This is a genomic window from Blastococcus sp. HT6-4 (assembly GCF_039679125.1).
GTDB classification, from domain to species: Bacteria; Actinomycetota; Actinomycetes; order Mycobacteriales; family Geodermatophilaceae; genus Blastococcus; species Blastococcus montanus.
Map to the genome: position 1 here is coordinate 1,686,454 of NZ_CP155551.1, position 24,627 is coordinate 1,711,080.

The following is a 24,627-nucleotide window of genomic DNA, read 5'->3' on the forward strand; positions in this document are numbered from 1 at the left end:
TCCGTCCCGCCTGCGCGGAGCCCTCCGGGCCCCACTCGGCGCGACACCGCGGCCAACGGCCGTCCCCCGGTCCGGAGGAGCGTCTCCGTCCCGCCTGCGCGGAGCCGCTCGGCGGGACACGTCGTCGCCGCCGCGCGGGTCGCGTGGGCCGGTGGTTCGGCGGACCACTAGCGTTATCGCCATGTCCCGCCGCGCGAAGATCGTCTGCACCCTGGGTCCGGCCACCAGCTCGGCCGAGCAGGTCACCGCCCTCGTCGAGTCGGGCATGGACGTCGCCCGGCTCAACTTCAGCCACGGTTCGCACGAGGACCACGCATCGGCCTACCGGCTGGTGCGCGCCGCCTCCGACGCCACCGGTCGCGCCGTCGCCATCCTCGCCGACCTGCAGGGGCCCAAGATCCGGCTCGGCACGTTCGCCGAGGGCCCCGTCGTCTGGGAGACCGGCAGCCAGATCTGCATCACCGTCGAGGACGTCCCCGGTACCGCCGAGCGGGTCTCCACGACCTACAAGGACCTGCACAACGACGTCCGGGTGGGCGACCGGCTGCTCGTCGACGACGGCAACCTCTCGCTGAGCGTCGTGCGGGTGGACGGCCCCGACGTCTACTGCCTCGTCGTCGAGGGCGGCACCGTCTCCAACAACAAGGGCCTCTCGCTGCCCGGCGTCTCGGTGAGCGTGCCGGCGCTGTCGGACAAGGACGAGGAGGACCTCCGCTTCGCCCTGCACCTGGGAGCCGACTTCATCGCGCTGTCCTTCGTGCGCTCGCCGACCGACGTCGCACTGGTGCGCGACATCATGCGGCAGGAGGACATCCACGTCCCGGTCATCGCCAAGCTGGAGAAGCCAGAGGCGGTCCGGAACCTCGACGCCATCGTGGAGGCCTTCGACGGCGTCATGGTCGCCCGCGGCGACCTGGGCGTGGAGCTGCCCCTGGAGCAGGTCCCGCTGGTGCAGAAGCGCGCCATCCAGGCGGCCCGCGAGCGCAACAAGCCGGTCATCGTCGCCACGCAGATGCTCGAGTCGATGATCACCAACTCCCGGCCCACGCGCGCAGAGGCCTCCGACGTCGCCAACGCCGTGCTCGACGGGACCGATGCGGTCATGCTCTCGGGCGAGACGTCCGTCGGTGCCTACCCCATCGGCGCCGTGCGCACGATGGAGCGGATCATCGACGCGGTCGAGAACGACCACCTGTGGGCGCCGGACCTGGCGCGCCGGTCGCGGTCGCGATCGGGCGCGATCGTCCGCGCGGCGCGGGACATCGGTGAGTCGCTGGACGTGAAGGCGCTGTGCACCTTCACGCAGACGGGCGAGACCGCCCGCCGGCTGGCGGCGCTGCACCCCCGGCAGCCGCTGCTGGCCTTCACCGTGGACGCCCGGGTGCGCAGCCAGCTGGCCCTCGCGTGGGGCGTGGAGACCTTCCTCGTGCCGACGGTGGAGCACACCGACGACATGGTGGAGCAGGTCGACTTCTCCCTGCTCTCGATCGGCCGGCTCAAGGTCGGCGACCGCGTCGTCGTCGTCGCGGGCAGCCCGCCGAACACGGTGGGGTCCACCAACCTCATCCGCGTCCACGAGGTGGGTACCGACTCGTGAGCGAGCCGGCGGCCGACAGCCAGGCGTCGGCCCTGATGTCGGTGCTGGACCTGGAGCAGCGGGACGACGACCTGTTCGTCGGGCAGACACCGAGCACGCCGCTGCAGCGCATCTTCGGCGGCCAGGTGGCCGGGCAGGCGCTGATGGCGGCCACCCGCACGCTGCCGGAGGACCGCACCGTCCACTCGCTGCACTCGTACTTCCTGCGGCCGGGCGACCCGAACGAGGAGATCCGCTACGCCGTCGACCGGATCCGTGACGGCCGTACCTTCACCACCCGTCGCGTGATCGCCTGCCAGCGGCGCAAGGGGGAGGACGTCGCGATCTTCTCGCTCACCGCGGACGCCTCGGCCCCGCAGCCCGCCGTCGCCGAGCACGCGCTGCCGATGCCGGACGTGCCGCGACCGGAGACGCTGCCGACCCTGGCCGAGATGGTGGCGCCCTACGGGGAGCACGCCGCGGCTGCCCTGGCCATCAGCCGCGCGGTGGAGCAGCGGCTCATGGAGGACCCGTTCAACCGGGAACCGAAGCGGCCACCGCACACCCGGACCTACGCCTGGATGCGGGTGGCGGGCCGGCTGCCGGAGGTGCCGGCGGTGCACACCGCGGCGCTCACCTTCGCCAGCGATCTCACGCTGCTGTCCGCGGGCCTGGCCCGGCTGGGCGGCGGCTGGGGTGGCCGATTCGTGGGCGCGAGCCTCGACCACGCCGTGTGGTTCCACCAGCAGGTCCGGTCCGACGAGTGGTTCCTGTACCAGACCGACAGCCCCGCCGCCTCGGCCGGCCGGGCGCTGTGCTTCGGGGAGGTCTGGGCCGCGGACGGCACGCACGTCGCCACGGTCGCCCAGCAGGGCCTCATCCGCTCGTTGAAGGGCTGACCGGGCCGCCCGGACCGCTCGGGCCGGCCTGCACGGCATCGGTCTCGTCGAGGACCGCGGCCGTCTCGTCGACCGGCGGCGGAGCCGACGCGTCGGACTTCTCGCGTTCGGCCTGCCCGTGGCCCGCCGGTTCCGGCTCCGCCTGCTCCCGCCCCGCCTGCTGGCGCTCGGCCCGGGCGCGGTCCCGCTCCGCCCGCTCGGCCTCGGCCCGCTCGCGCTCGGCGGCCCGAGCCGCCGCCTGTTCCGCCGCCTGGGCGGCGAAATCCGCGGCGAGCCAGTCGTGGCCCTCCTTGAGCAGCGTCCACACGCGCTCGACGTGCGCACGGGTCGTCGCCGGCGAGCCGATCGCGACGCGGAGCACCGGCTGGCGTTCGACCGTCGTGTGGGTCAGGAACACCTCCCCGCCGTCGTTCAGCCGCTCGAGGAGCGTCATCGTCGCGACGTCGGCGTCGACCCCGTCGGGCCAGCGGGGCCGCAGGCACACCAGGGAGAGCGGGTGCGGGGCCACGACGTCGAAGCGCTCGTCGGCGGCCGCCCAGGCGGCGAGCTCCTGCGCCAGGGCGACGTGCCCGCGGATGTGGGCCCGCAGCCCCTCGGCGCCGTACCAACGGAGCACGAACCACAGCTTGAGCGCGCGGAAGCGGCGGCCCAGTTCGATCTGCCAGTCGCGGTAGTCCACCACCGTGCCGGCGTCGGTGGCGGCGTTGCGCAGGTAGTCGGGGAGGATCGCCAGCGCGCCGGTCAGCGCTGCGCGGTCGGCGACCCAGAACAGGGTGGCGTCGAAGCCGGTCAGCAGCCACTTGTGCGCGTCGGTGGTGTAGCTGTCGGCCCACTCGACGCCGGCCTGCAGCTGCCGGAGCTCGGGGACGACGGCGCTGACGCCGGCGTAGGCGGCGTCGACGTGCAGCCAGACGCCGTACTTCTGGCAGATCGGGCCGATGGCGGCGAGCGGGTCGACGGCCGTGGTCGACGTCGTGCCGACGGTCGCGCAGACCAGCACCGGCCGGTACCCGCGGGCCGTGTCGCGCTCGAGGCGGGCGGCTAGCGCACCCGGGTTCATCGCGAGGTCGCCGTCCACCTCCACGATCCGGACCGCGTCGGTGCCCAGGCCGGCGATGCGCACGGCCTTCTCCATCGAGGAGTGCGTCTCGGCGGAGACGTAGACGGTGGCGCGGTCGGGCTGCACCCCGCCGCGCACGGTGGCCCCGCCGGAGGCGCGGTGGAGGGCGGCCAGCAGCGCGACGAGGTTGGCCCCGGAGCTGGAGTCCTGGACGACGCCACCGCCGGTACCCGTGGACAGGAAGGACTCCGGCAGGCCGAGCAGGCCGGCGAACCAGTCCATGACGTGCTGTTCCAGCTCGGTCGCCGCCGGGCTGGTCACCCAGGACATGCCCTGCACGCCCAGGCCCGCCGAGACCAGGTCGCCGAGCACCGACGGGCCGGAGGTGTTGGCCGGGAAGTAGCCGAAGAACCCCGGGTGCTGCCAGTGCGTGATGCCCGGCATGACCACGCGGTCCAGATCGGCCAGCACCGCGGAGAACGGTTCACCCGACTCCGGGGGGTCCGCGGGCAGCGCCGCGCGGACGTCGCCGGGGGAGACCTGCGAGCGCACCGGGAAGGAGCCGATCCGCGTCCAGTAGTCGGCGATCCAGTCGACCACCTCGTGGCCGTGGCGCCGGAACTGCTCGGGGGTCATGTGCGGGGCGGGCTCGGTCACGGTGCCACCGTATTAGGTGCGGGGACGGCGCCCGGGCGCGGTGCGGGGGGTGTTGCCGTGCCGAGGGGCCCGCGGTCGGGTCCGGTGGGAGAAGCCGGCCTCGCGGTCGGGCTCGCGGTGGAGGTCCTCCTCGCGAGGGTGCGGATCACCGAGGCGGTGGCCTTCGGGCGGGCCCACCGCCGGGCGCGGTGGGCCGAGCCGAGGGGCGGCACGAGTCCGCCGTGCGATCCGGCGGATCGGATGAGCAGGGTGCCCCCGGTGCGACTCGAACGCACACTGCGCGGGTTTTGAATCCGCTCCCTCTGCCGATTGGGGTACGGGGGCGTGCCGGGGTGACCCGGCTGCCCGAGCAGAGTAGCGGGGCGGTGCCGGCGACCGGACCTCGCTAGGCTCTCGTGCCGTGACCAGCAAGCCGATCCGCGTCGTGATCGCCGAGGACGAGGCGCTCATCCGTCTCGACCTCAAGGAGATGCTCGAGGAGGAGGGGTACACGGTCGTCGCCGAGGTCGGTGACGGCCAGCAGGCGATCGACCGGGCCGAGGAGCTGCGCCCCGACCTGGTGATCGTCGACATCCAGATGCCCGTCCTCGACGGGTTGTCCGCGGCGGAGCGGATCGCATCGGCGCGGATCGCGCCCGTCATCGTGCTGACGGCGTTCAGCCAGCGGGAGCTCGTCGAACGGGCCCGCGACGCCGGGGCGATGGCTTACCTGGTCAAGCCGTTCTCGAAGAACGACCTCGTCCCGGCGATCGAGGTGGCGCGCGGCCGGTTCGCCGAGATGACGGCGCTCGACAGCGAGGTCAAGACCCTCGAGGAGCGCCTGGAGACGCGGAAGGTCGTCGAGCAGGCGAAGGGGCGGCTGATGGCCGACCAGGGGATGACCGAGGCCGAGGCCTTCCGGTGGATCCAGCGCACGGCCATGAACGAGCGGACGAGCATGAAGGCGCTGGCGGAGGCCATCCTGGCCGGCGGCCCCGCCACCGAGGAGAGCTCCGCCTGACCCGCTGGGCGCGCGCGGCGAGCGGTCCGGCGGCTGCATGTTGCGCGGGTGTGACTCTGTGTACCAGATGTTCCATGTTGCCTACGCCCAGGTCACGACCTCATCACTATCCCTCTGCGGTCGGGTGCATCTCCATGATCGGCGGCTAGGTTCTGCGAACTGATCGGTGTTCGATCGGCAGTTGTCGCGCATGCGCAACGGCCACGGACGCACTGATGACACTGGGAGTTGCTTGATGCGCACTGGCAAGAATGCCCGCGGCATCGCCGTGACCGGTGCCGCCCTGCTCGCCCTCACCGCATGCGGCGGCGGCGACGAGGGCGGCACGCCTGCTGCCGAGGGCGGCGACGGCGGCGTCGGCGGCGGCGAGAAGTTGGTCAACGTCTACGGGACCGACGGGAACATGGGGAACGCCCTGGGCGAGTCCTTCACCACCGAGGGCGCCCTGGCCGGGATGCGGGGCACCACGCCACTGACGGAGCTGTCCTCGGACTTCACCGACCGGCTCCTGGCGATCGATCCCGATCTGCAGGACTTCAACTACGCGGGTGAGACCTACGACGCGATCATCGTGAGCGCGCTGGCCGCCCAGCTGGCCGGCAGCACCGAGCCCACGGAGTTCGCGCCCTACATCAACGGCATCACCTTCGGCGGCGAGACCTGCGAGGACTTCGTCTCCTGCAAGGAGATCATCGACGCGGGCGGCAACCCCGACTACGACGGCGTGTCCGGTCCGCTCGAGTTCACCGAGCCCGGCGAGCCGGCGGTGGCCAGCTTCGGCATCCTGGAGTTCGGCCAGGACAACCAGATCGACTCCGACGCCACCGAGTTCGTGCTCGCCGGTGACGCGGACAACGCGGCCAGTGACGAGGGTCCGGCCCCGGCGCCTCCGGGCGCCACGACGGACGACCCGCTGGTCATCGGCACCCTGCTGCCGCTCACCGGTAACCTCGCGTTCCTCGGCCCCCCGGAGGTCGCCGGCGCCCGGCTGGCCGTCCAGGAGATCAACGAGGCCGGTGGCGTGCTCGGCCAGGATGTGGAGCTGATCGAGGGTGACTCGGGCGACGCGTCGACCGACACCGCCTCGCAGACGGTCGACCGGTTGCTGCAGGAGAACGTCGACGTCATCGTCGGTGCCGCGTCCTCCGGGGTGAGCCTGACCGTCATCGACGCCATCACCCGCGCCGGTGTGGTGCAGTTCTCGCCGGCCAACACGTCGGACCAGTTCACGACCTACAACGACAACGGTCTGTACTTCCGGACGGCTCCGCCGGACACCCTGCAGGCCCGGGCGCTGTCCGACCTGATCATCAACGACGGCAACAACACCGTCGGGATCATGGCACTGAACGACCCGTACGGCACCGGTCTCATGGAGAACACCGTGGAGAACCTGCAGGCCGCAGGTCTGTCGGAGGACAGCATCCAGACGCTGACCTACGACCCGCAGGCGGCGAACTTCGACTCCGAGATCCAGCAGATGGTCGAGTTCAACCCCGACGCTGTGGTGGTGATCGGCTTCGAGGAGTCGGCGCGGATCATCGAAGGCCTCAACGCGGAGGGCATCGGCCCGGCGCGCGACTGACGCAGTCCGGCTTGCCCGGGTCACCACGGTGACCCGGGCGGGCCGACCGCCCGGTCGCAGTGGCCCGGCACCCCACGGGGTGCCGGGCCACTGTGCTGTCCGGGCCACTGTGCTGTCCGGGCCACTGTGCTGTCCGGGCCACTGTGCTGTCCGGGCCACTGTGCTGTCCGGGCCACTGTGCTGTCCGGGCCACTGTGCTGCCCCTCCGGCCCGCTGTGCGGGGCGCTGGGCCCGTCTTCCGCCCCGGCCGGGGCCCCGGTGCTCACTCGCCGGTGCGAGGAGCGCGTCAGCCGGCTGCCGGGCGGGCGCTGGAGCGGGGAGCAGTGCGGTGGCGCGCCAGGGAGCACCGCGGCCGGGGCATCAGGTCCTGCCGTGGCCTCGGCGACCGTGCGGCGGTTCGAGCGCGGGCAGGCGGCACTGCGCTCGGGGCGGAGAGGTCGTCATGAGCCGGCTACGCGCCCGGAAAGCGGTCCGGCGCCGCCCCCTGTCGAGGGGACGGCGCCGGAGGGCCGAACGGGTGGACCCGTCAGTGCGCCTTGGCCAGCGTGCCCAGGTAGAGCTCGATGACCTTGGGGTCGTGCATCAGCGACTCACCGGTGGCCGTGTAGGCGTTGCGGCCCTGGTCGAGCACGTAACCCCGGTCGCAGATCTGCAGGCAACGGCGGGCGTTCTGCTCGACCATGATGATCGACACGCCCGTGGCGTTGATCCGCCGGCAGCGGATGAACACCTCGTCCTGGTACGCGGGGGAGAGGCCGGCCGAGGGCTCGTCCAGGAGCAGCACCGACGGCTCCATCATCAACGCACGGCCCATGGCGACCATCTGGCGTTCGCCACCGGACAGCGAACCGGCCTTGGTCCGACGCCGCTCACCCAGCATGGGGAACAGCTCGGCGACGTAGTCGAAACGCTCCTTGAACGACTTCGGCCGCAGGTAGACGCCCATCTGCATGTTCTCCTCGATGGTCAGCGAGGGGAACACGTTGTTGTTCTGCGGCACGTAGCCCACGCCCAGGGACACCAGTCGGTGCGCGGGCGCCGAGGTGATGTTCTCCCCGCGCAGCGTCACCGAACCGGAGCGCACCGGGATCAGGCCGAACAGCGCCTTGAGCAACGTCGACTTGCCGGCACCGTTCGGCCCGATGATGCCGACCAGTTCGCCCTCGTTGAGATAGAAGTCGCACTCGTTGAGGATGTTCACCCCCGGCAGGTAGCCGGCGACCAGCTCGTCGGCGCGGATCAGCGCATCGCCGGCCAGCCGGACGTGCTCCTCGCGGGTGGCCGCCTGCTCGGCGGGGGAGAGGTCGCCGGCCGCCTCGGGCCGGCTCGGTCCCCGACCGACCGCTCCCGCACCGTCCCCCTGGTCGGCCGGTCGGTCGAACTCGTACTCCGGGTCGGTGCTCTCACGTGGGTCCTTGCCCTGACCGGGATCGATCGTCATCGGTCCGTCCCCTTCTCGCGCTTAGGCTCCGGACGCCGGACGTCGGCCGTGGATTCCTCGCGGGAGATGCTGGCCGCGGCCTCGGCGAGCTGGCGGTCCTCGTCCTCGGTGGTGAGCGCGGCATCGTGGTGTGCACCGAGGTAGGCGTCGACCACGGCCTGGTTCTGGCTGATCGACTCGGGGGGGCCCTCGGCGATGACCTTGCCCGCGGCCATCACGACGACCCAGTCGCTGATGTCCCGGACGACGTCCATGTCGTGCTCGACGAAGACCACCGTCATGCCCTGCTCGCGCAGGTCCTTGACGTGCCCCAGCAGGCTCTGCGTCAGCGCCGGGTTCACCCCGGCCATCGGCTCGTCGAGCATGACGACCTTGGGGTCGCTCATCAGCGCGCGGGCCATCTCGAGCAGCTTGCGCTGTCCGCCCGACAGCGTGCCGGCGAAGTCATCCTTCTTCGTGTCGAGCTTGAACCGGCGCAGCAGCTCCATGGCCTTCTCGGTGTTGGCCTGCTCCTGCGCCCGCCAGATCCCCGGGATCAGTGCACGGAAGAAGCTCTCGCCCTTCTGCCCCTGCGCGCCGAGCAGCATGTTCTGCAGCACGGTCAGCCGGGACAGGGCCTTGGTCAGCTGGAAGGTGCGGACCACGCCGAGACGCGCCACCTGGTGCGAGGCCAGCTTGCCGAGCGGGCGGCCGTCGAAGGACCACGAGCCCCCGTCGGGCTGGTCGAACCCGGTGAGCAGGTTGAACAGGGTGGTCTTGCCGGCCCCGTTGGGCCCGATGAGGCCCGTGATCCCACCGCGCTGGATCTCCAGGTGGTCGACCGAGACGGCGGTGAGACCGCCGAAGGTGCGCACGACGCCGTCCACCACGATGGCGGGATCGGGCTTGGCGACGCCGACCTCCCATGGCAGGTCGCGGAGGGCGGCCTGCGCCAGCCGCCGTGGGGCTGCCGGAGCGCCTGCGGAACTCGCGTGCGCGCCGCTCGTGGGGGTGGGGTCAGCGGGCATCGAGCATCACCTCTCGTCGGTCACCGAAGATGCCCTGCGGCCGGAAGATCAGCAGCAGGATCAGCCCGAGACCGATCAGGACGAACCGGATCTGGGCCACGTCGGTGGCCGACAGCAGGTCCTCGGGGATGACCCCGTTGCTGATCAGCGTACGCAGCCCGGTGTCGGCGAACTGGACGATGAAGTACAGGATCATCGCGCCGATGACGGGCCCGAGGACCCGTGCCGCACCGCCCAGGATCAGTGCCGCGTACGCCAGGAAGGTGTTCGCGTTCTGGTACTGGTCCGGGGTGGCGGACGCCGTCCCGACGGCGTACACCATGCCGCCCAGCGCACCGAGCACGCCGCCCAGCACGAGGGCCTGCATCTTGTAGACGTAGACGTTCTTGCCCAGGGCTCGCACCGCGTCCTCGTCCTCGCGGATGGACTTCACCACCCGGCCCCAGGGGCTACGGACGAGCAGCCACACCAGCAGGCAGGCCAGTGCGACCAGCACCCAGCCGACGAGCGTGACCCACAGGTCCGCGCCGCTCCAGCGGGTGCCCAGGAGACTGTAGCGGCGCGCGGTGTCCCAGGGCGCAAGATCGACGAAGGGATCGCTGAACCCGGAGAGCCCCCGGGTGCCCGCGGTGATCGGCGTCGCCGAGACCGACCGGAACGTGAGCCGGAGTCCCTCGGCGGCGGCGATGGTGGCGATGGCCAGGTAGTCGGCGCGCAGTCGCAGCGTCGGGATGCCCAGCAGCAGGGCGAGCAGGACGGCGGCGGCGATGCCGATGAGCACGCCGACCCAGAAGGGGAGCCCCCATTGGGCCACGGAGATCGCGATCCCGTAGCCGCCCAGCATGGCGAAGGCGATCTGACCGAAGTTCAGCAGCCCCGTGTAGCCGAACTGGATGTTGAGTCCGATGGCGAGCAGCGCGAAGAAGACGGCCTGGAAGCCGATCCCCGCCTTGAGTGCGACGGCGAGTGCGTCGAGGAGTTCAGCCATGGCTCAACCAATCCGGGCCCGGCTGCCGAGGATGCCCTGCGGCCGCACGATGAGGATGACGATCAGGAGGAGCAGACCGCCTACGTACTTCATGTCGTTGGGGATGACCAGCGTCGACATCTGGACGAAGACGCCGACCACGATGCTGCCGACGAGGGCGCCGTAGGCGGTGCCGAGACCACCCAGCGTGACGCCGGCGAACATCAGCAGCAGGAGCCGGAAGCCCATGTCCCACTGGACCTCGTCCGAGAGGCCCAGCAGCACGCCGCCCAGGGCGGCCAGTGAGCCACCGACCATCCAGACCACCAGGATCACTCGGTTGACGTCGATCCCGGAGGAGGCGGCGAGGTCGCGGTTGTCGGAGACGGCCCGCATGGCCTTGCCCATCTTGGTCCGCTGCAGCATCAGCGCGACGAGGACGAGGACGCCCAGCGCCACCAACATCGACGTGAGGTCCTTGTTGGTCATCGAGAAGGCGCCGTAGTCGACGGTGCGCTGACCCCGGTAGTCGGCGAAAGCGTTGGAGCGGCCACCGTAGATGACCTGGTAGAGGTACCGGAGCAGCAGCGACAGGCCGATCGAGATGACGAGTGCGGCCACCAGGCCGGTGCCCCGGCGGCGCAGCGGTCGCCACAGGGCGACTTCGTTGAGGGCACCGATGCCGGCGCCCACGATCATCGCCAGGATCGCCGCGGCGATCAGCGGTACTCCGCCCCCCACGTTGATGAACCAGGCCACGATCGCGCCGATGGTCACCAGTTCGCCGTGCGCGAAGTTCACCAGCCCGGTGGTGCCGAAGATCAGCGACAGGCCGATGGCCGCCATGGCGATGAGCAGGCCGAAGCGGAGCCCCGAGACCAGCAACTCGACCCAGCGGACGGACCCGCCGCCGGATTCCCGGGAGCCGTCGTTGAGCCCGATGATCACACCTTGGCTGCGTCCGGGGTCGACGGTGACCGTGCGGCTGTTCCCCGCGTTGAACTCCACACCCTCGGGGAGGGAGTCCTCGGGGATGGTCACCGTGTACTCACCGGGGCCCGGCAGGTCGACGACGAAGCGGCCGTTCTCGTCGGTCTCGTCGGTGCCCACCACGTCGCCGTCCGGCGTGGTGACCACCACCTCGACCCCTTCGATGGGGCCGCTCAGGCTCGTCCGCAGCGTGCCGGAGACCTGCTCGCCCTCCCCGTCCGCCGCGTGCGCGACACCGGGGACGAGGGTGGCCAGTCCGGCGGTGAACAGCGCCACCAGCAGCAGCCGTACCGCCGCGGCCAGCCCTCTGCGCGGCGGTCCACCAGCCGGCCTCCGAGCCACCGCTCTCGCGGGACTGCTGCGTCGACCGTGCCGGCGGACACGGTCCGTCGGGTGCGTCACTCGACCTCCTCGGCGGATTCGTTGAGGTCGGAACCTAACGTAGTTGTCCACCCAGGCCGCCTCCGTGCACCGACCTGTGACCTTTCTGCGACACGCCGTGCCGTTCGAGGAGCGCTGCGTGGCGGCCCGCCGCACGATCGGGTGATGCGCCGAGGGTCCGAGCGGGGGCCCGGCCGTCGACCGGGGCGGTCGGCCAGGCCGGCTCAGGTCTTCGACGCGTCGAGGGTCATGCAGGTCAGCCGTGCGGTCGCGGTCCGCCGGCCCTGGTCGTCGGTGATGTCGATGAGGAACGTCGACAGCGTCCGGCCGCGGCGGACCGGCGTGCAGACGGCGGTCACGGAGCCCGAGGTGGCCGCACGCAGGTAGCTGACGTTGAGCTCGATGCCCACCACCTGACGGTCGGGCCCGGCGCCCACGGCGGCGGCCATCGACCCGATGGTCTCGGCCAGCGTGCACGTCGCGCCGCCGTGGAGCAGCCCGAAGGGTTGCTGGTTGCCGTCCACCGGCATCGTCGCGACCAGCCGGTCGGGGTTCCAGTCGGTCATCCGCACGCCGAGCTTGTCGTCGAGGGGGCTGCTGATACCGGCCGGCAGCCAGTCCGGGGGAGGGGTGCTCACGCCGGGACCGTATCGGCCGCGTCGGCCGCGCCGTCCTGTCGGGGAGCGCACCTAGGATCGACCGCGATGTCCGCTCCGGTGAGTACCCCCAGCGCCCCGCCGTCCGCCGCCCCGATCAGCACGGGTCCGCGCCCACGGCTGCTTCTGCTCGACGGGCACTCCCTGGCCTACCGCGCGTTCTTCGCGCTGCCGGTGGAGAACTTCTCGACCACCACCGGGCAGCCGACGAACGCCGTCTACGGCTTCACGTCGATGCTGATCAACATCCTGCGCGACGAGCAGCCCACCCACCTCGCCGTCGCGTTCGACGTCGGCCGGAAGACCTTCCGCAGCGAGATCTACGCCGAGTACAAGGCCAACCGGGCCGAGAGCCCGACCGATTTCCGCGGCCAGGTGAGCCTCGTCCAGGAGGTCCTCGGCGCCCTGCGCGTCCCGGTGATCACCGCCGAGGGCTACGAGGCCGACGACGTCATCGCCACCCTCACCGTGCAGGCGGTCGAGCAGGGCCTCGACGTGCTGATCGCCACCGGCGACCGCGACGCCCTGCAGCTGGTCAACGACCACGTCACCGTGCTCTACCCCCGCAAGGGCGTCTCGGACATGACCCGCTTCACCCCTGAGGAGGTCGAGACCAAGTACGGCCTGACGCCGGCGCAGTACCCCGACTTCGCCGCGCTGCGGGGGGACCCGAGCGACAACCTGCCGAGCATCCCCAGCGTGGGCGAGAAGACCGCCGCCAAGTGGGTGCGCGAGTACGGCTCCCTCGACGCGCTCGTCGACCAGGTCGACACAGTCAAGGGCAAGGTCGGCGAGAAGCTCCGCGAGCACCTCTCCGCGGTGCTGCAGAACCGGCGGCTCACCGAGCTCGACCGTTCGGTGCCCCTCGAGGTGGGCCCGCAGGACCTGGCGGTCCAGGCGTGGGACCGCAACGAGGTGCACACGCTCTTCGACAACCTGCAGTTCCGCGTTCTGCGCGACCGCCTCTTCGCGACCCTCACCAGCGCCGAGCCCGAGGTCGAGGGAGGCTTCGACGTCCAGGCCGACGAGGTGCCCGCAGGGGGGCTCGGGGAGTGGCTGCAGGCCAACGCCCGCACCGGCCGCACCGGCGTCATCTTCCGGGGCACCTGGGGACGCGGCACCGGTGAGCTCACCGGCATCGCGCTCGCGGCGGGCAACGGCCACGCGACGTTCGTCGACGTCGGCCCCGACCTCGACGCCGCCGACGAGCAGGCGCTGGCCGCCTGGCTCGCCGACCCCGCCGCCGAGAAGGTGGTGCACGAGGTCAAGGGCCCGCTGCTGGCCGTGTGGGCCCGCGGCTGGGAGCTGGCCGGCATCGTCAGCGACACGGCGCTGGCCGCGTACCTGGCGCTGCCCGGCCAGCGGTCCTTCGACCTGGGCGACCTCGCCGTCCGCTACCTGCGGCGGGAGCTCAAGGACGCCGCCCAGCCGGAGGGGCAGCTCACGCTCGACGGGCTCGGCCCCAGCGAGGACGACGTCGCCCGCGAGGCCGCGCACGCCGACGTCCTCAAGGCCGTCGCCGTCAACGACCTCTCCGCCGCCCTCGAGACGGTCATGGGCCAGCGCGGCGGCGACCACCTGCTCGGCGGGATCGAGCTGCCGCTGACGCGGGTGCTGGCCGCCATGGAGTTCCGGGGCATCGCCGCCGACCTGGACTTCCTGCGCGAGCTGCAGCGCGAGTTCGCCGACGGCGTCGCCGCCGCCGCGGCCGAGTGCTACGCGGTGATCGGTCGCGAGGTCAACCTCGGTTCCCCCAAGCAGCTGCAGGCGGTGCTCTTCGACGAGCTGGGCCTGCCCAAGACCAAGAAGAACAAGACCGGGTACACGACCGACGCCGAGGCGCTCACCACGCTGCTGGCCCAGACCGGCCACCCGTTCCTCGAGCACCTGATGCGCCACCGCGACGTCACGCGGCTGCGCACGGTCATCGACGGGCTGATCCCGATGGTCGACGACGGCGGCCGGATCCACACCACGTTCCAGCAGACGATCGCCGCCACCGGACGGCTGTCCTCGACCGACCCGAACCTGCAGAACATCCCGATCCGCACCGCCGAGGGCCGGCGCATCCGGCAGGCGTTCGTCGTCGGGCAGGGCTACGAGTCGCTGATGACGGCCGACTACAGCCAGATCGAGATGCGGATCATGGCCCACCTCTCCGGCGACGAGGGGCTGATCGAGGCGTTCACGTCGGGGGAGGACCTGCACTCCTTCGTCGCCTCCAGGGCGTTCGACATCCCCATCGCGGAGGTCGACCCGGAGATGCGCCGCCGGATCAAGGCGATGAGCTACGGCCTGGCCTACGGACTGAGCGCCTACGGGCTGTCCGGGCAGCTGCGCATCTCGGTCGAGGAGGCGCGCGAGCAGATGCACGCCTACTTCGAGCGGTTCGGTGGCATCCGCGACTACCTGGACGGCGTCGTGGACGACGCCCGGCAGACCGGCTACACCGAGACGACGCTGGGGCGACGGCGCTACCTGCCCGACCTCACCAGCGACAACGGGCAGCGCCGGCAGATGGCCGAGCGCATGGCGCTCAACGCACCGATCCAGGGCTCGGCGGCCGATGTGATCAAGGTGGCGATGCTCGACGTGGAGAAGGCGATCGCCGCCGAGGGGCTGAACTCACGGATGCTCCTGCAGGTCCACGACGAACTCGTGCTCGAGGTCGCGCCGGGGGAGCGGGAGGCGCTGGAGGCGCTGGTGCGCCGGGAGATGGCCGGGGCGGCGCAGCTGTCGGTGCCGCTGGAGGTCTCGGTCGGCTTCGGGGCGAGCTGGGACGCCGCCGCGCACTGACCCTCACCCTCCAGTAGAGGGTCTGTGTCGACCGGGCGATGTGTCAGCGCGGTCCTGGTGGTCAACATCCGTCAGGTGAGTGCTGCTGCTGAGCCACGTCCCGACCGGCCCACCACGCAGGCGCCCGACTGGCTGGTGCGGAGCGCCGCGGTGGGTGGGCGGCTGCTGGTGCTGGCCGTCCTGCTGTGGCTGCTCGCCGGCTTCGCCGTCAAGCTGACCCTGCTCCTGGTCGCGCTCCTCGTCGCACTGCTGGTGGCCGGGATCCTGACCCCCCTCGCGCAGTGGGCCCGCCGAATGGGAGCTCCGCCGTGGCTCGCCGCGGGCGGTCCGCTCCTGCTCCTGGTCGCCCCGCTGGCCGGCCTGGCCGTCGTCCTGGGAGCGCGCGTCGCCGAGCAGCTGCCGCGCCTGCGCGAGCAGTTCGACCAGGTCGCCTCGCAGATCTCGGACCGGTTCGGCGTCGACGTGCCCGGTTTCGGCTCGGGATCAGGCTCCGGCGCGTCCCAGGGCTCGGGTGGGGGGACGAGCGCGGGCTCGCTCCTCGGCCCGGTGCAGACGGTGTCCGAGGTCCTGATCGGCATCTTCCTCACCCTGGCCTTCGCGTTCCTGTTCCTGCACGGGGGCCAGGCGATCTGGCGGTGGCTCGTCGGCAAGTTCGGCGGTCGCCTGCGGGAGGACGTCGACGCCGGGGGCCGGGCGGCCTGGACCACGGTCGGCGCCTACGTGCGCGGACTCACGATCGTCGCCCTCTTCGACGCCGTCTTCATCGGCGCGGGCCTGCTGCTGATCGGCGTACCGCTGGCCCTGACCTTGGGCGCCCTGCAGTTCCTCGCCTCCTACATCCCCACGATCGGAGCGTTCGTCGCCGGACTGCTCGCCGTGGTGGTGGCCTACGGCTCCGGCGGGCTCGGGACGGCCGCCCTCGTCCTCGCGCTCGTCGTCGTGGTGCAGCAGGTCGGCAACGACGTCGTCGAGCCGTACGTGATGCGCAACCGGCTGCCGCTCAACGCCCTCATGGTGCTGGTGGCCGTCACCGCCGGTGGACTGCTGTGGGGCATAGCCGGTGCCCTCCTGTTCGTCCCGCTGGCCGCTGCGGTGTCGGCCGGCGCCCACGAGGTGTGGGTGCGCCACGGCTCACCGCCGGTGGCCGGCCGCTGAGCCGGCGCCGGCCGGTGGCCGCCTCGGCCGGACGAGAGCCCGTTCCCCGGGCGAGCCGGTTGCAGCCCCCTCAGAGGCGGCAGACCAGGACGAGCGTTCCCGGCACGAGAGCGCCGCGCTCGGGTGACCACTGCCCCCAGTTCTCCGTGCGGCCGGGTGTCCACTCGGGCTCCAGGAGGTCCTCGAGCACGAGGCCGGCGCCTACGACGGCCCGGACCCAGTCCCCGACGGTCCGGTGGTGCTCGACGTAGACGGCGGCGCCGCCGTGGTCGGTCTCCACGTACGGCGTGCGGTCGAAGTACGACGAGACGATCCGCAGGTCGTCGGGGTCGGGGGAGTCGGGGAACGGCCAGCGCATCGGGTGGTTGACCGACGCGACGAAGCGCCCGCCCGGCCGGAGCACGCGCGCCACCTCCCGCAGCGCCCCCTCGACGTCAGCGACGAACGGCAGCCCGCCGAAGGCCGAGCACGCGAGGTCCACGCTCGAGTCGGTGAGCGGCAGCGCACCGGCGTCGGCCTGCACCAGGGGCACGGGGATGCCGGTCGTCCGGTTGAGCTCGGCCGCCCGCGAGAGCATGCCGGCCGACAGGTCCAGCGCGACGACGTCCGCGCCTGCCGACCGGAGCCAGCGGGAGCACGGTGCCGATCCGCAGCCGATCTCCAGCACCCGCCGGCCGGCGACGTCGCCCAGCAGGTGTGCATCGGCCTCGCGCAGCCCTTCGGGGCACCAGAGGAAGTCGGCGTCCCCGAGGTCGGAGCCGTGCTCGGCCAGGTAGGCCGGCGCCGCCGCGTCCCACCAGCGGCGGTTGGCGCGCACCGACTCCTCGGCGCCCGCGGAGCGGCGGGCGACGCCGCCGGCGGCCGGATAGCCGTCGCTGCCGATGGGGAGGCCCGGCCCGGGGGAGGGTGCGTTCATGACACGCCGATCGTGACACGCCGCCGACCGGGCACGACCGGTCCCACCCAGGTGGACCGGATGCGCCCGGCGTCCGTACGATGGGGAGGCGCCAGAGGTCTGTCGTGCCCTTCCCTCCCGGGAATGCCCCGCCGGTTCTCCCCGCTGCACTTCCCCGCGGTCCGACGGCCGCGGGTCGTCCTGTCCCTACGCATAAACCGTCCGGAGCAACCAACCACATGACCTCCACTCAGGTCCGTCCTTCCAGCACCCCCCAGGTCGCCATCAACGACATCGGTACGGCCGAGGACTTCCTCGCCGCCATCGACCAGACGATCAAGTACTTCAACGATGGCGACATCGTCGAGGGCGTCATCGTCAAGGTGGACCGGGACGAGGTGCTGCTGGACATCGGCTACAAGACCGAGGGCGTCATCCCCTCGCGCGAGCTGTCCATCAAGCACGACGTCGACCCGAACGAGGTCGTGAGCGTCGGCGACGAGGTGGAAGCGCTTGTTCTCCAGAAGGAGGACAAGGAAGGCCGGCTGATCCTCTCCAAGAAGCGCGCCCAGTACGAGCGCGCCTGGGGCACGATCGAGGCCAAGAAGGAAGCCGACGAGGTCGTCACCGGCACCGTCATCGAGGTCGTCAAGGGTGGTCTCATCCTGGACATCGGCCTGCGCGGCTTCCTCCCGGCCTCGCTGGTCGAGATGCGCCGGGTCCGCGACCTGCAGCCCTACGTGGGCCGCGAGCTCGAGGCGAAGATCATCGAGTTGGACAAGAACCGCAACAACGTCGTCCTGTCCCGCCGTCAGTGGCTGGAGCAGACGCAGTCCGAGGTCCGCAGCGAGTTCCTCAACAAGCTCGCCAAGGGCCAGGTGCGCTCGGGTGTCGTCTCCTCGATCGTCAACTTCGGTGCGTTCGTCGACCTGGGTGGCGTGGACGGCCTGGTGCACGTCTCCGAGCTGTCCTGGAAGCACATCGACCACCCGTCCGAGGTCGTCGAGGTGGGCCAGGAGGTCACCGTCGAGGTCCTCGACGTCGACCTGGACCGCGAGCGGGTCTCCCTGTCGCTGAAGGCGACGCAGGAGGACCCGTGGCGTCAGTTCGCCCGCACCCACCAGATCGGGCAGGTCGTGCCCGGCAAGGTCACGAAGCTGGTTCCCTTCGGTGCGTTCGTGCGCGTCGACGAGGGCATCGAGGGCCTGGTGCACATCTCCGAGCTGGCCGAGCGCCACGTGGAGATCCCGGAGCAGGTCGTGCAGGTCGGCGACGAGATCCTGGTCAAGGTCATCGACATCGACCTGGACCGCCGCCGGATCTCGCTGTCGCTCAAGCAGGCCAACGAGGGCGTCGTCGGCGACGAGGAGCAGTTCGACCCGGCTGCCTACGGCATGGCCGCCTCGTACGACGAGCAGGGCAACTACATCTACCCCGAGGGCTTCGACCCGGAGACCGGCGAGTGGCTCGAGGGCTACGACGAGGCCCGCGAGACGTGGGAGCGGCAGTACGCCGAGGCCCAGGCCCGCTTCGAGGCTCACCGCAAGCAGATCGCGGCCGCCAAGGAGGCCGACGCCGAGGCGGCGGCCGGTGGCAGCTACTCCAGCGACGACGCTGCCGGCCCGGACGCCCCGGCCAGCACCGGCGGCACGCTGGCCAGCGACGAGGCGCTCGCCGCGCTCCGTGCCAAGCTGGCCGGCGGGGAGTGACCTGAGGGTCTGACCCGCTGGCTCTGCACGTCGGAGGCCCAGGACCGATCCGGTCCTGGGCCTCTGGCGTTCCCGCGGGAGCTACGCGAGCACGACGACGAGGCCCGCGGATGCTCTCCGCGGGCCTCGTCGAGGTCCGGTGGCGGCGGCCGCCGGCCGCGGGGGAGGGGCGCCCCGTGGCCGGCGGGCGCGGATCAGAGGCTGAGGATGATGGCGAACGCCGTGCGGGGGCGGCCGCCGGAGCCGGCCAGGAAGCTCCAGGTGTGGCGCCCCGTGGTCGGCGTCTGGAACATCCAGCGCAGCAGCGAGCTGCGGTGCGCCACGGCCGGCCGCTGGAACTGCATCCGCTCGCGCACGGCGGGGATGTCGGCGCAACGCACGCCGGTGGCGGCGCCGGGCCGGTGCCGGCCGGCGCCACGGCGGGCGGCACGGGTCGACGGGGATGCAGGGGGCGTGTGACCGGACATGTCTCGTTCTGCCTCTCTCGGCGGGGAAGATCGCCAGGACGCACGTTAGTGATGGGGCGCGTGTGACTACTGCGACGCGCCGGACGGACGGGGCGTGCGTTACCGCTCCGTGATCTTCCTCGGTCGGTCGCTACTGTCCGTGCATGCTGAGGATCGGACTGACCGGCGGGATCGGCTCGGGCAAGAGCACCGTGTCGAAGCTGCTGGCCGAGCGGGGCGCGATCATCGTGGACGCCGACCGGATCGCCCGCGAGGTGCTCGAGCCGGGGACGCCCGGCCTGGCCGGCGTGGTGGACGCGTTCGGCAGCGGAGTGCTGGCCGGGGACGGGTCCCTGGACCGCGCGGCGCTGGCGGCGATCGTCTTCGCCGACGAGGGTGCCCGCCGGCGACTCGACGCCCTGGTGCACCCGCTGGTCCGGCAGCGGTCGGGCGAGCTGATCGCGGTGGCGCCCGCGGACGCCGTCGTGGTCAACGACGTCCCCCTGCTGGTGGAGACGGGGCAGGCGGGGTCCTACGACCTCGTGGTGGTGGTCGAGGCCGATCCCGAGGTGCGGGTGGCGCGCCTGGTCGAGCGTGGTCTCACGGAGGCCGACGCCCGGGCCAGGATCGCCGCCCAGGCCACCGACGAGCAGCGGCGTGCGGCCGCGGACGTCCTGCTGGACAACAGCGGGACCCTCGAGGAGCTGGCCGAGCAGGTCGACCGCTTCTGGGTCGAGCGGGTCGTGCCGGCGACGCGCTGAGTCACCGACGCCGCCGGCCGGCCACGCGCGGCCGGCGCGGTGCGAGGGCGCCCCAGGCGGCTGCACGACGGCTCCGGCGCGCCGCCCGGCGCACGCGGCGGCGACCGTCGCCGGGGGCGAACGCCCACCACCCGTGCTCCGGCTCCGGCAGTGCGTCCCCGCCGGCGAGCAGCTCGCCCAGGAGTCGCTGCAGGCGCGGCTCGTCGTCGAGCAGCGCCGTCCTCCAGCCCGCCGAGCCCCTCGGCCGCGACGAAGACGCTCAGGCGCCGGAGAGCGCCCTGGCCGAACACGGCCATCGCCGTGTCCTGCAGGAAGTGCACCGCGTCGTCGACCCGCGCCCCTGACGCGAGCGCGCCCTCGGCGGCCAGCCAGGCGCGCAGCGTGAACAGGTCGGGCCCGCCGGGCACGGGTGGTCGGGTCGGCGGGGGCGGCGGGGCGTCGGGCGCGGTCACCTGCGCCATCATGCTGATCGTCACATCCGTCCCGGTCGGTGGGGACGTGCCCGGACATGCGAAGAGCCCCAGATCATCGACCTGGGGCTCTCTGTGGTGGGCGATACTGGGTTCGAACCAGTGACCTCTTCCGTGTCAAGGAAGCGCGCTACCACTGCGCCAATCGCCCGATCCGGCCAACGGGCCGGTTCCCTCCTCCGCGCTCGTGCCCCGCGAGGAAGCGACGAGGTGGAGACGGGATTTGAACCCGTGTAGACGGCTTTGCAGGCCGTTGCCTCGCCTCTCGGCCACTCCACCGCACGCGGGCGCCAGTCTCTCGACCGGCGCCCGAGGTTCCGAGCGGACGACGGGATTCGAACCCGCGACCCTCACCTTGGCAAGGTGATGCTCTACCAGCTGAGCCACGTCCGCGTTACGAGAAGAACTGTAGCGGACGTCCGGAGGCGGTTCGAAGGGGGGGTCCCCCGCCTCCCTCCGGACCCTTCCGCGGAGCTGTTTCCGCAGGTCAGTGGCCCGGTGCGTCCGGGCCACCGTTCTGCAGGAGCGCATCGAGCTCCTCGTCCAGGGGCAGCAGTGCGCTCTCCGAGCCGAAGGGCACCAGGGCTTCGGTGTGCCGGAGGAATGCCGCGACGGTCGCGCGCGAGAGCTCGAAGAGCGCCTCGCCCGACGGTGCGCGCAGGTGGAGGAAGAGCACGTCGGTCGTCGCGCGGGCCGGCCAGACGCGGACGTCGCCGTCCCCCGTCGGGCGCTCGAGGCCGGTCTGCAGCAGCTCGCGGCCCACCAGCCAGGCGATGCCGTCGTCCGCCTCGTGGTCAGGTTCACCCGACTCACCGAAGGCGATCCGGACGGCGAAGGGGTCGGCCGGGTCGTAGCAGAGCAGGGCCGGCACCTCGGTCCAGGACTGAGGGCCGACGAGCTGAAGGGTGATGGGGGTGATGTGGCCGGGCATCCATCGGCTCGTCATGTCAGGTGAACGACCGGGGCGCGGGAAAGTCACGAGGAACGGCGAGTCGCGTCACACCCGCATCATGCGCCACATCGGTGCCGCCGAACCGGACGGGTGCGTTCCTGCGAACGTCTCGTGTGACGATGGGAGCCGTGAGCCGACCGGTCAGCCGGCCGGAGGACGGCGTCGGCGACGACGAGATCCTCCGGCGCATCCGCGGCGGTGACCGTGGCGCCGTCGACGAGCTGTACGAGCGCTTCCGTCGCCCCGCGTTCGCCCTGGCGCGTCGCATCCTCGCCGACGACGGTCTCGCCGAGGACGTCCTGCAGGAGGTCTTCCTCGGCGTGTGGCGCGACCCGAGCGCCTACGACCGCGCCCGGGGCAGCTTCGCGTCCTGGTTGCTCGCCGTCGTGCACCACAAGGCGGTCGACGCCGTGCGCCGGGAGGAGTCGCAGCGACGGCGGCAGGCGCGGGCGGAGGACCAGGCGGTGCTCGACGTGCCGGGCGCGACCCGCCACGTGGAGGACGACGCGTGGGCGCGGGTGGTCGCCGACCAGGTGCGGTCGGCCCTGGGGGAGCTGCCGCCACCGCAGCGGGAGGCCCTCGCGCTCGCCTACTACGGCGGCTACACGCAGCGCGAGGTGGCCGCCCTGACCGGCGCGCCCCTCGGCACGGTCAAGACCCGGATGCTGGCGGGCATGCGGAGGCTGAAGGCCGAGCTGGGCGGGCTGTCCGGCTCGGCGGGAGGGGGCGCGCTGGACGGCGCCGCCCCACTGGACGGGACGACTCGATGACCGGCGACCACCCCTACGACGAGCTCGCCGTCGGCTGGGCGCTGCACGCGCTCGAGCCGGAGGACGAGGCGGCCTTCGCCCGCCACCTCGCCGGGTGCGCGCGGTGCACCCGCACGGTCGCGGAGACCTCGGAGGTCATGGCGGCCATGGCCCGTGACCTGCCCCTGTCGGAGCCCTCGCCCGGCCTGCGCTCCCGCCTCCGCGCAGCCGTGGACGAGACCGAGCAGCTCCCGCCGCGCGGGTCCGGGGCGGTGCCCGGCGTCGGCGCGACGCGCACGGCCGCGGGGGCGAGCGCCGCCGAGCAGGCCGGGCCGGTGCCGGTCCCGCGAGGGGGCCGCACCCGGCGTCAGCTGCTGCCCCGGGCGCTGGCCGCGGCCGCGGTCGCCGCGGTGGTCGGCCTCGGCGCCTGGGTCGCGGTGCTCGCCCAGACGGAGGACGAGCTACGTTCCACGCTGGCGGCGCAGGACGCCGTCGTGGCCGAGCTGACCCGGCCCGGGGAGGCGCTGATCACCCCGCTGGCCTCCGACGAGGGTCAGGTCGCCACCGTGGTGGTGCGCGACGGCGACCTGTCCGTCCTCACCGACGGGCTGCCGCCCAACGACGCGGCATCGTCGACCTACGTGGTGTGGGGACTCGGCGAGGGAGATCCGGTGGCTCTCGGCACGTTCGACGTCGTGAGGTCACAGATCGACATCCGGACCGTAGGCTCCGGGGAGGCCGGAATCGACGAGTTCCCCGAGTACGGGATCAGCATCGAGCCCGGTCAACAGGCTCCGTCGTCCCCGACGGAGGTCGTCGCGACCGGGCAGGTGACCAGCTGAACGGAACGGAGACCAGGGTGTCGGCTGCCGGGCGCCCCACCCCCGAGACCGCCGGGGAACGACGGGCCCGCTACGACGCCGACGGGATGCACAGCCTGCGCGAGCGGGTCGCGCTGCTGCGCTGGCGACGCTGGCTGGCCGCGCGCCGCGGCATCGACCACGGCTACCGCGTGGGCGTGGGCATCGTCGGCGCCCTGATCGTGTCCGTGGGGATCGTCACGATCCCGCTTCCCGGGCCGGGCTGGCTCACGGTCATCGCCGGCCTCTTCGTGCTCGCCAGCGAGTTCACCTGGGCGGAGCGGCTGCTGGAGTTCACCAAGCGGCACGTCTCGCGCTGGACCGACTGGGTCACCGCGCAGCCGCTGTGGGTCCGGATGCTGCTCGGGCTCGGGACGGCGGCTGTCGTCTACGGCCTCCTCGTCGTCACCCTGCACCTGATGGGCGTGCCGGACTGGGTGCCGGGGTGGGTGCCGCTCTGGCGGTGAGCGTCTGGCACAATCGGACGCGTACCGGGCGATTGGCTCAGTGGTAGAGCGCTTCGTTCACACCGAAGAGGTCACTGGTTCGAACCCAGTATCGCCCACCGGCACGAGAGGCCCGGCCCGCAGCAGCGGGCCGGGCCTCTCGTCGTCCCGGCGCCGCGCCCGGCCGACGGCGCACGTCCCACGGACGAGGGACCATGGGAGAGGTGAGCGCCCAGCCCGACCGCGCGGCCCGGCTGCAGCTGATCCTCGACCGCGACGGGCCGACCTGCGTGTGGTGCGGACGGGACTTCTCCCCGCTGGTCCGGCCCACCACCGAGCACGTGGTGCCCCGCGTCAAGGGCGGACCCTCCTGGCTGGAGAACGAGGTGGCGGCCTGCGGCCGCTGCAACGGGGAGCGCGGGCACCGCACCCCGGTGGAGTGGCTCGAGGAGTGCCGGCGGCGCGGCTGGGCCGCGGACGAGGCCCGGCTCGCCCGGACGCTGGCCGCCCTCACCGACGCGATCGCCCGGGCCGGCGGTCAGCGGCGGGCCCGGCCCTACCTCGACGCGCAGCTCCGCCGCCTGCGTCGACTCCGGCCGGCCGCCTAGGGTCGCGACCGTGACGACGACCGCCCGCGTGGCCCAGCTCTGGGTCTATCCCGTGAAGTCCCTCGGCGGAACGGCGCGCGACCGGGTGCGCCTGGCGCCGGCGGGACCGGAGGGCGACCGGGCGTACACGGTCGTCGACGCGGCCAGCGGCGAGGTGCTCCGCGGGAAGCACGCACCGGGGTTGGGGGAGCTGGCCCCGACGGGCGATCCGCGGGCCGACGCGCGCGCGGTCACCGGCGCCCTCGGCCGGCCGGTGCGGATCGAGCCGGCGTCCGGGGGCAGCGGTGCCGATGCCGCCGCGGTGCACCTGGTCTCCCGCCAGGCGATCGAACGGGCCGCGAACGGCGACGTCCCGGAGGGCTGCTCGGCCGACGACCCGCGCGCCAACGTGCTGCTCGACCTGCCCGACGACGACGAGCGTGCCTGGGTCGGCCGCACCGTGCGCATCGGCTCGGCCGAGCTGCACGTCACCCGGACGCCGAAGCACTGCCTGGGCGTCTACGCGGAGGTGCGCCGACCCGGTGAGATCGCCGTCGGGGACGCCGTCCTGCTCTAGCCTCG

22 protein-coding genes and 5 tRNA genes are annotated in these 24,627 nt (G+C 72.4%); 14 read left to right on the forward strand and 13 right to left on the reverse strand.

Annotated features, from left to right (window positions below; all coding sequences use genetic code 11):
- The first annotated feature begins 181 nt into the window (after nucleotides 1–181).
- Both pyk and ABDB74_RS08205 read left to right on the forward strand, forming a co-directional pair.
- Nucleotides 182–1,597, forward strand: a complete 1,416-nt coding sequence (pyk, locus tag ABDB74_RS08200; RefSeq protein ID WP_346623180.1) for a pyruvate kinase — start codon at nucleotides 182–184, stop codon at nucleotides 1,595–1,597.
- Nucleotides 1,594–2,475, forward strand: coding sequence for an acyl-CoA thioesterase II (locus tag ABDB74_RS08205; RefSeq protein ID WP_346623182.1), 882 nt, complete (start codon nucleotides 1,594–1,596; stop codon nucleotides 2,473–2,475). The genes pyk and ABDB74_RS08205 overlap by 4 nt, the downstream gene beginning before the upstream one ends.
- On the opposite strand, the gene ABDB74_RS08210 is transcribed toward ABDB74_RS08205, so the two are convergent.
- Both ABDB74_RS08210 and ABDB74_RS08215 read right to left on the reverse strand, forming a co-directional pair.
- Complete coding sequence (locus ABDB74_RS08210; protein ID WP_346623183.1) at nucleotides 2,453–4,192, reverse strand: aminotransferase class V-fold PLP-dependent enzyme; 1,740 nt, start codon at nucleotides 4,190–4,192, stop codon at nucleotides 2,453–2,455. The two genes, ABDB74_RS08205 and ABDB74_RS08210, sit on opposite strands and share 23 nt — an antisense overlap.
- A gap of 250 nt (nucleotides 4,193–4,442) precedes the next feature.
- A tRNA-Leu gene (locus ABDB74_RS08215) sits at nucleotides 4,443–4,516 on the reverse strand.
- A gap of 76 nt (nucleotides 4,517–4,592) precedes the next feature.
- On the opposite strand from ABDB74_RS08215, the gene ABDB74_RS08220 reads away from it, so the two are divergent.
- The gene (locus tag ABDB74_RS08220; RefSeq protein ID WP_346623184.1) at nucleotides 4,593–5,192 is read left to right on the forward strand and encodes a response regulator; all 600 of its coding nucleotides are present in this window, start codon (nucleotides 4,593–4,595) and stop codon (nucleotides 5,190–5,192) included.
- Between the two features lie 268 nt (nucleotides 5,193–5,460).
- Complete coding sequence (locus ABDB74_RS08225) at nucleotides 5,461–6,777, forward strand: ABC transporter substrate-binding protein (RefSeq protein ID WP_407062169.1); 1,317 nt, start codon at nucleotides 5,461–5,463, stop codon at nucleotides 6,775–6,777.
- A 526-nt stretch (nucleotides 6,778–7,303) separates the two neighbouring features.
- On the opposite strand, the gene ABDB74_RS08230 is transcribed toward ABDB74_RS08225, so the two are convergent.
- The 5 genes from ABDB74_RS08230 to ABDB74_RS08250 all read right to left on the reverse strand — a co-directional run bounded on the left by ABDB74_RS08230 (nucleotide 7,304) and on the right by ABDB74_RS08250 (nucleotide 12,201).
- Nucleotides 7,304–8,218, reverse strand: coding sequence for an ABC transporter ATP-binding protein (locus ABDB74_RS08230; protein WP_346623187.1), 915 nt, complete (start codon nucleotides 8,216–8,218; stop codon nucleotides 7,304–7,306).
- Nucleotides 8,215–9,225, reverse strand: a complete 1,011-nt coding sequence (locus tag ABDB74_RS08235; RefSeq protein ID WP_346623188.1) for an ABC transporter ATP-binding protein — start codon at nucleotides 9,223–9,225, stop codon at nucleotides 8,215–8,217. Before ABDB74_RS08235 ends, ABDB74_RS08230 begins: the two co-directional genes overlap by 4 nt.
- Nucleotides 9,215–10,213 carry a branched-chain amino acid ABC transporter permease gene (locus ABDB74_RS08240; RefSeq protein WP_346623190.1) on the reverse strand — a complete coding sequence of 333 codons (999 nt, stop codon included), beginning with the start codon at nucleotides 10,211–10,213 and terminating at the stop codon, nucleotides 9,215–9,217. Before ABDB74_RS08240 ends, ABDB74_RS08235 begins: the two co-directional genes overlap by 11 nt.
- A gap of 3 nt (nucleotides 10,214–10,216) precedes the next feature.
- Nucleotides 10,217–11,458, reverse strand: a complete 1,242-nt coding sequence (locus tag ABDB74_RS08245; RefSeq protein WP_346623192.1) for a branched-chain amino acid ABC transporter permease — start codon at nucleotides 11,456–11,458, stop codon at nucleotides 10,217–10,219.
- Nucleotides 11,459–11,787: 329 nt separating this feature from the next.
- A complete protein-coding gene (locus ABDB74_RS08250; RefSeq protein ID WP_346623194.1) occupies nucleotides 11,788–12,201 on the reverse strand; it encodes a PaaI family thioesterase in 414 nt (137 codons plus the stop codon).
- Nucleotides 12,202–12,267: 66 nt separating this feature from the next.
- On the opposite strand from ABDB74_RS08250, the gene polA reads away from it, so the two are divergent.
- Nucleotides 12,268–15,015, forward strand: coding sequence for a DNA polymerase I (gene polA, locus ABDB74_RS08255; protein WP_346623196.1), 2,748 nt, complete (start codon nucleotides 12,268–12,270; stop codon nucleotides 15,013–15,015).
- A 75-nt stretch (nucleotides 15,016–15,090) separates the two neighbouring features.
- Nucleotides 15,091–16,170, forward strand: coding sequence for an AI-2E family transporter (locus tag ABDB74_RS08260; RefSeq protein ID WP_346623197.1), 1,080 nt, complete (start codon nucleotides 15,091–15,093; stop codon nucleotides 16,168–16,170).
- A 70-nt stretch (nucleotides 16,171–16,240) separates the two neighbouring features.
- Here ABDB74_RS08260 and ABDB74_RS08265 read toward each other — a convergent pair whose 3' ends face one another.
- A complete protein-coding gene (locus tag ABDB74_RS08265; protein WP_346623199.1) occupies nucleotides 16,241–17,086 on the reverse strand; it encodes a class I SAM-dependent methyltransferase in 846 nt (281 codons plus the stop codon).
- A gap of 218 nt (nucleotides 17,087–17,304) precedes the next feature.
- Between ABDB74_RS08265 and rpsA the strand changes: the two genes are divergently transcribed.
- Nucleotides 17,305–18,774 carry a 30S ribosomal protein S1 gene (gene rpsA / locus ABDB74_RS08270; RefSeq protein ID WP_269190399.1) on the forward strand — a complete coding sequence of 490 codons (1,470 nt, stop codon included), beginning with the start codon at nucleotides 17,305–17,307 and terminating at the stop codon, nucleotides 18,772–18,774.
- A 194-nt stretch (nucleotides 18,775–18,968) separates the two neighbouring features.
- On the opposite strand, the gene ABDB74_RS08275 is transcribed toward rpsA, so the two are convergent.
- On the reverse strand, nucleotides 18,969–19,241 hold the full coding sequence (locus ABDB74_RS08275) for a hypothetical protein (RefSeq protein WP_346623201.1): 273 nt from the start codon (nucleotides 19,239–19,241) through the stop codon (nucleotides 18,969–18,971).
- A 143-nt stretch (nucleotides 19,242–19,384) separates the two neighbouring features.
- Here ABDB74_RS08275 and coaE point away from each other — a divergent pair, with 143 nt between their 5' ends.
- Nucleotides 19,385–19,981, forward strand: a complete 597-nt coding sequence (gene coaE, locus ABDB74_RS08280; RefSeq protein WP_346623202.1) for a dephospho-CoA kinase — start codon at nucleotides 19,385–19,387, stop codon at nucleotides 19,979–19,981.
- A gap of 546 nt (nucleotides 19,982–20,527) precedes the next feature.
- On the opposite strand, the gene ABDB74_RS08285 is transcribed toward coaE, so the two are convergent.
- The 4 genes from ABDB74_RS08285 to ABDB74_RS08300 form a co-directional block, all read right to left on the reverse strand.
- Nucleotides 20,528–20,602 (reverse strand) — tRNA-Val (locus tag ABDB74_RS08285).
- Nucleotides 20,603–20,659: 57 nt separating this feature from the next.
- A tRNA-Cys gene (locus ABDB74_RS08290) sits at nucleotides 20,660–20,730 on the reverse strand.
- 41 nt (nucleotides 20,731–20,771) lie between these two features.
- Nucleotides 20,772–20,844 (reverse strand) — tRNA-Gly (locus ABDB74_RS08295).
- 94 nt (nucleotides 20,845–20,938) lie between these two features.
- Nucleotides 20,939–21,382, reverse strand: a complete 444-nt coding sequence (locus ABDB74_RS08300; RefSeq protein WP_346623203.1) for an SsgA family sporulation/cell division regulator — start codon at nucleotides 21,380–21,382, stop codon at nucleotides 20,939–20,941.
- Nucleotides 21,383–21,522: 140 nt separating this feature from the next.
- On the opposite strand from ABDB74_RS08300, the gene ABDB74_RS08305 reads away from it, so the two are divergent.
- From ABDB74_RS08305 to ABDB74_RS08330, 6 genes are all read left to right on the forward strand, one after another.
- Nucleotides 21,523–22,173 (forward strand): sigma-70 family RNA polymerase sigma factor, encoded by a 651-nt coding sequence (locus ABDB74_RS08305; RefSeq protein ID WP_346623205.1) that lies wholly within the window; start codon nucleotides 21,523–21,525, stop codon nucleotides 22,171–22,173.
- Nucleotides 22,170–22,994 (forward strand): anti-sigma factor domain-containing protein, encoded by an 825-nt coding sequence (locus tag ABDB74_RS08310; protein WP_346623206.1) that lies wholly within the window; start codon nucleotides 22,170–22,172, stop codon nucleotides 22,992–22,994. The genes ABDB74_RS08305 and ABDB74_RS08310 overlap by 4 nt, the downstream gene beginning before the upstream one ends.
- 17 nt (nucleotides 22,995–23,011) lie before the next feature.
- Nucleotides 23,012–23,479 carry a PGPGW domain-containing protein gene (locus ABDB74_RS08315; RefSeq protein ID WP_346623208.1) on the forward strand — a complete coding sequence of 156 codons (468 nt, stop codon included), beginning with the start codon at nucleotides 23,012–23,014 and terminating at the stop codon, nucleotides 23,477–23,479.
- Between the two features lie 26 nt (nucleotides 23,480–23,505).
- A tRNA-Val gene (locus ABDB74_RS08320) sits at nucleotides 23,506–23,577 on the forward strand.
- Nucleotides 23,578–23,673: 96 nt separating this feature from the next.
- A complete protein-coding gene (locus ABDB74_RS08325) occupies nucleotides 23,674–24,066 on the forward strand; it encodes an HNH endonuclease (protein WP_346623210.1) in 393 nt (130 codons plus the stop codon).
- Between the two features lie 10 nt (nucleotides 24,067–24,076).
- Nucleotides 24,077–24,622 (forward strand): MOSC N-terminal beta barrel domain-containing protein, encoded by a 546-nt coding sequence (locus ABDB74_RS08330; RefSeq protein ID WP_346623212.1) that lies wholly within the window; start codon nucleotides 24,077–24,079, stop codon nucleotides 24,620–24,622.
- Nucleotides 24,623–24,627: the final 5 nt, after the last annotated feature.

Excerpts from the sequence above, each read along its gene's own strand:
- ABDB74_RS08310 (WP_346623206.1), top strand. The coding sequence starts at position 22,170 with ATGACCGGCGACCACCCCTACGACGAGCTCGCCGTCGGCTGGGCGCTG.
- polA (WP_346623196.1), top strand. The coding sequence starts at position 12,268 with ATGTCCGCTCCGGTGAGTACCCCCAGCGCCCCGCCGTCCGCCGCCCCG.
- ABDB74_RS08240 (WP_346623190.1), bottom strand. The coding sequence starts at position 10,213 with ATGGCTGAACTCCTCGACGCACTCGCCGTCGCACTCAAGGCGGGGATC.
- ABDB74_RS08300 (WP_346623203.1), bottom strand. The coding sequence starts at position 21,382 with ATGCCCGGCCACATCACCCCCATCACCCTTCAGCTCGTCGGCCCTCAG.
- ABDB74_RS08275 (WP_346623201.1), bottom strand. The coding sequence starts at position 19,241 with ATGTCCGGTCACACGCCCCCTGCATCCCCGTCGACCCGTGCCGCCCGC.
- coaE (WP_346623202.1), top strand. The coding sequence starts at position 19,385 with ATGCTGAGGATCGGACTGACCGGCGGGATCGGCTCGGGCAAGAGCACC.
- ABDB74_RS08325 (WP_346623210.1), top strand. The coding sequence starts at position 23,674 with ATGGGAGAGGTGAGCGCCCAGCCCGACCGCGCGGCCCGGCTGCAGCTG.
- rpsA (WP_269190399.1), top strand. The coding sequence starts at position 17,305 with ATGACCTCCACTCAGGTCCGTCCTTCCAGCACCCCCCAGGTCGCCATC.
- ABDB74_RS08265 (WP_346623199.1), bottom strand. The coding sequence starts at position 17,086 with ATGAACGCACCCTCCCCCGGGCCGGGCCTCCCCATCGGCAGCGACGGC.
- ABDB74_RS08235 (WP_346623188.1), bottom strand. The coding sequence starts at position 9,225 with ATGCCCGCTGACCCCACCCCCACGAGCGGCGCGCACGCGAGTTCCGCA.
- ABDB74_RS08230 (WP_346623187.1), bottom strand. The coding sequence starts at position 8,218 with ATGACGATCGATCCCGGTCAGGGCAAGGACCCACGTGAGAGCACCGAC.
- pyk (WP_346623180.1), top strand. The coding sequence starts at position 182 with ATGTCCCGCCGCGCGAAGATCGTCTGCACCCTGGGTCCGGCCACCAGC.
- ABDB74_RS08305 (WP_346623205.1), top strand. The coding sequence starts at position 21,523 with ATGGGAGCCGTGAGCCGACCGGTCAGCCGGCCGGAGGACGGCGTCGGC.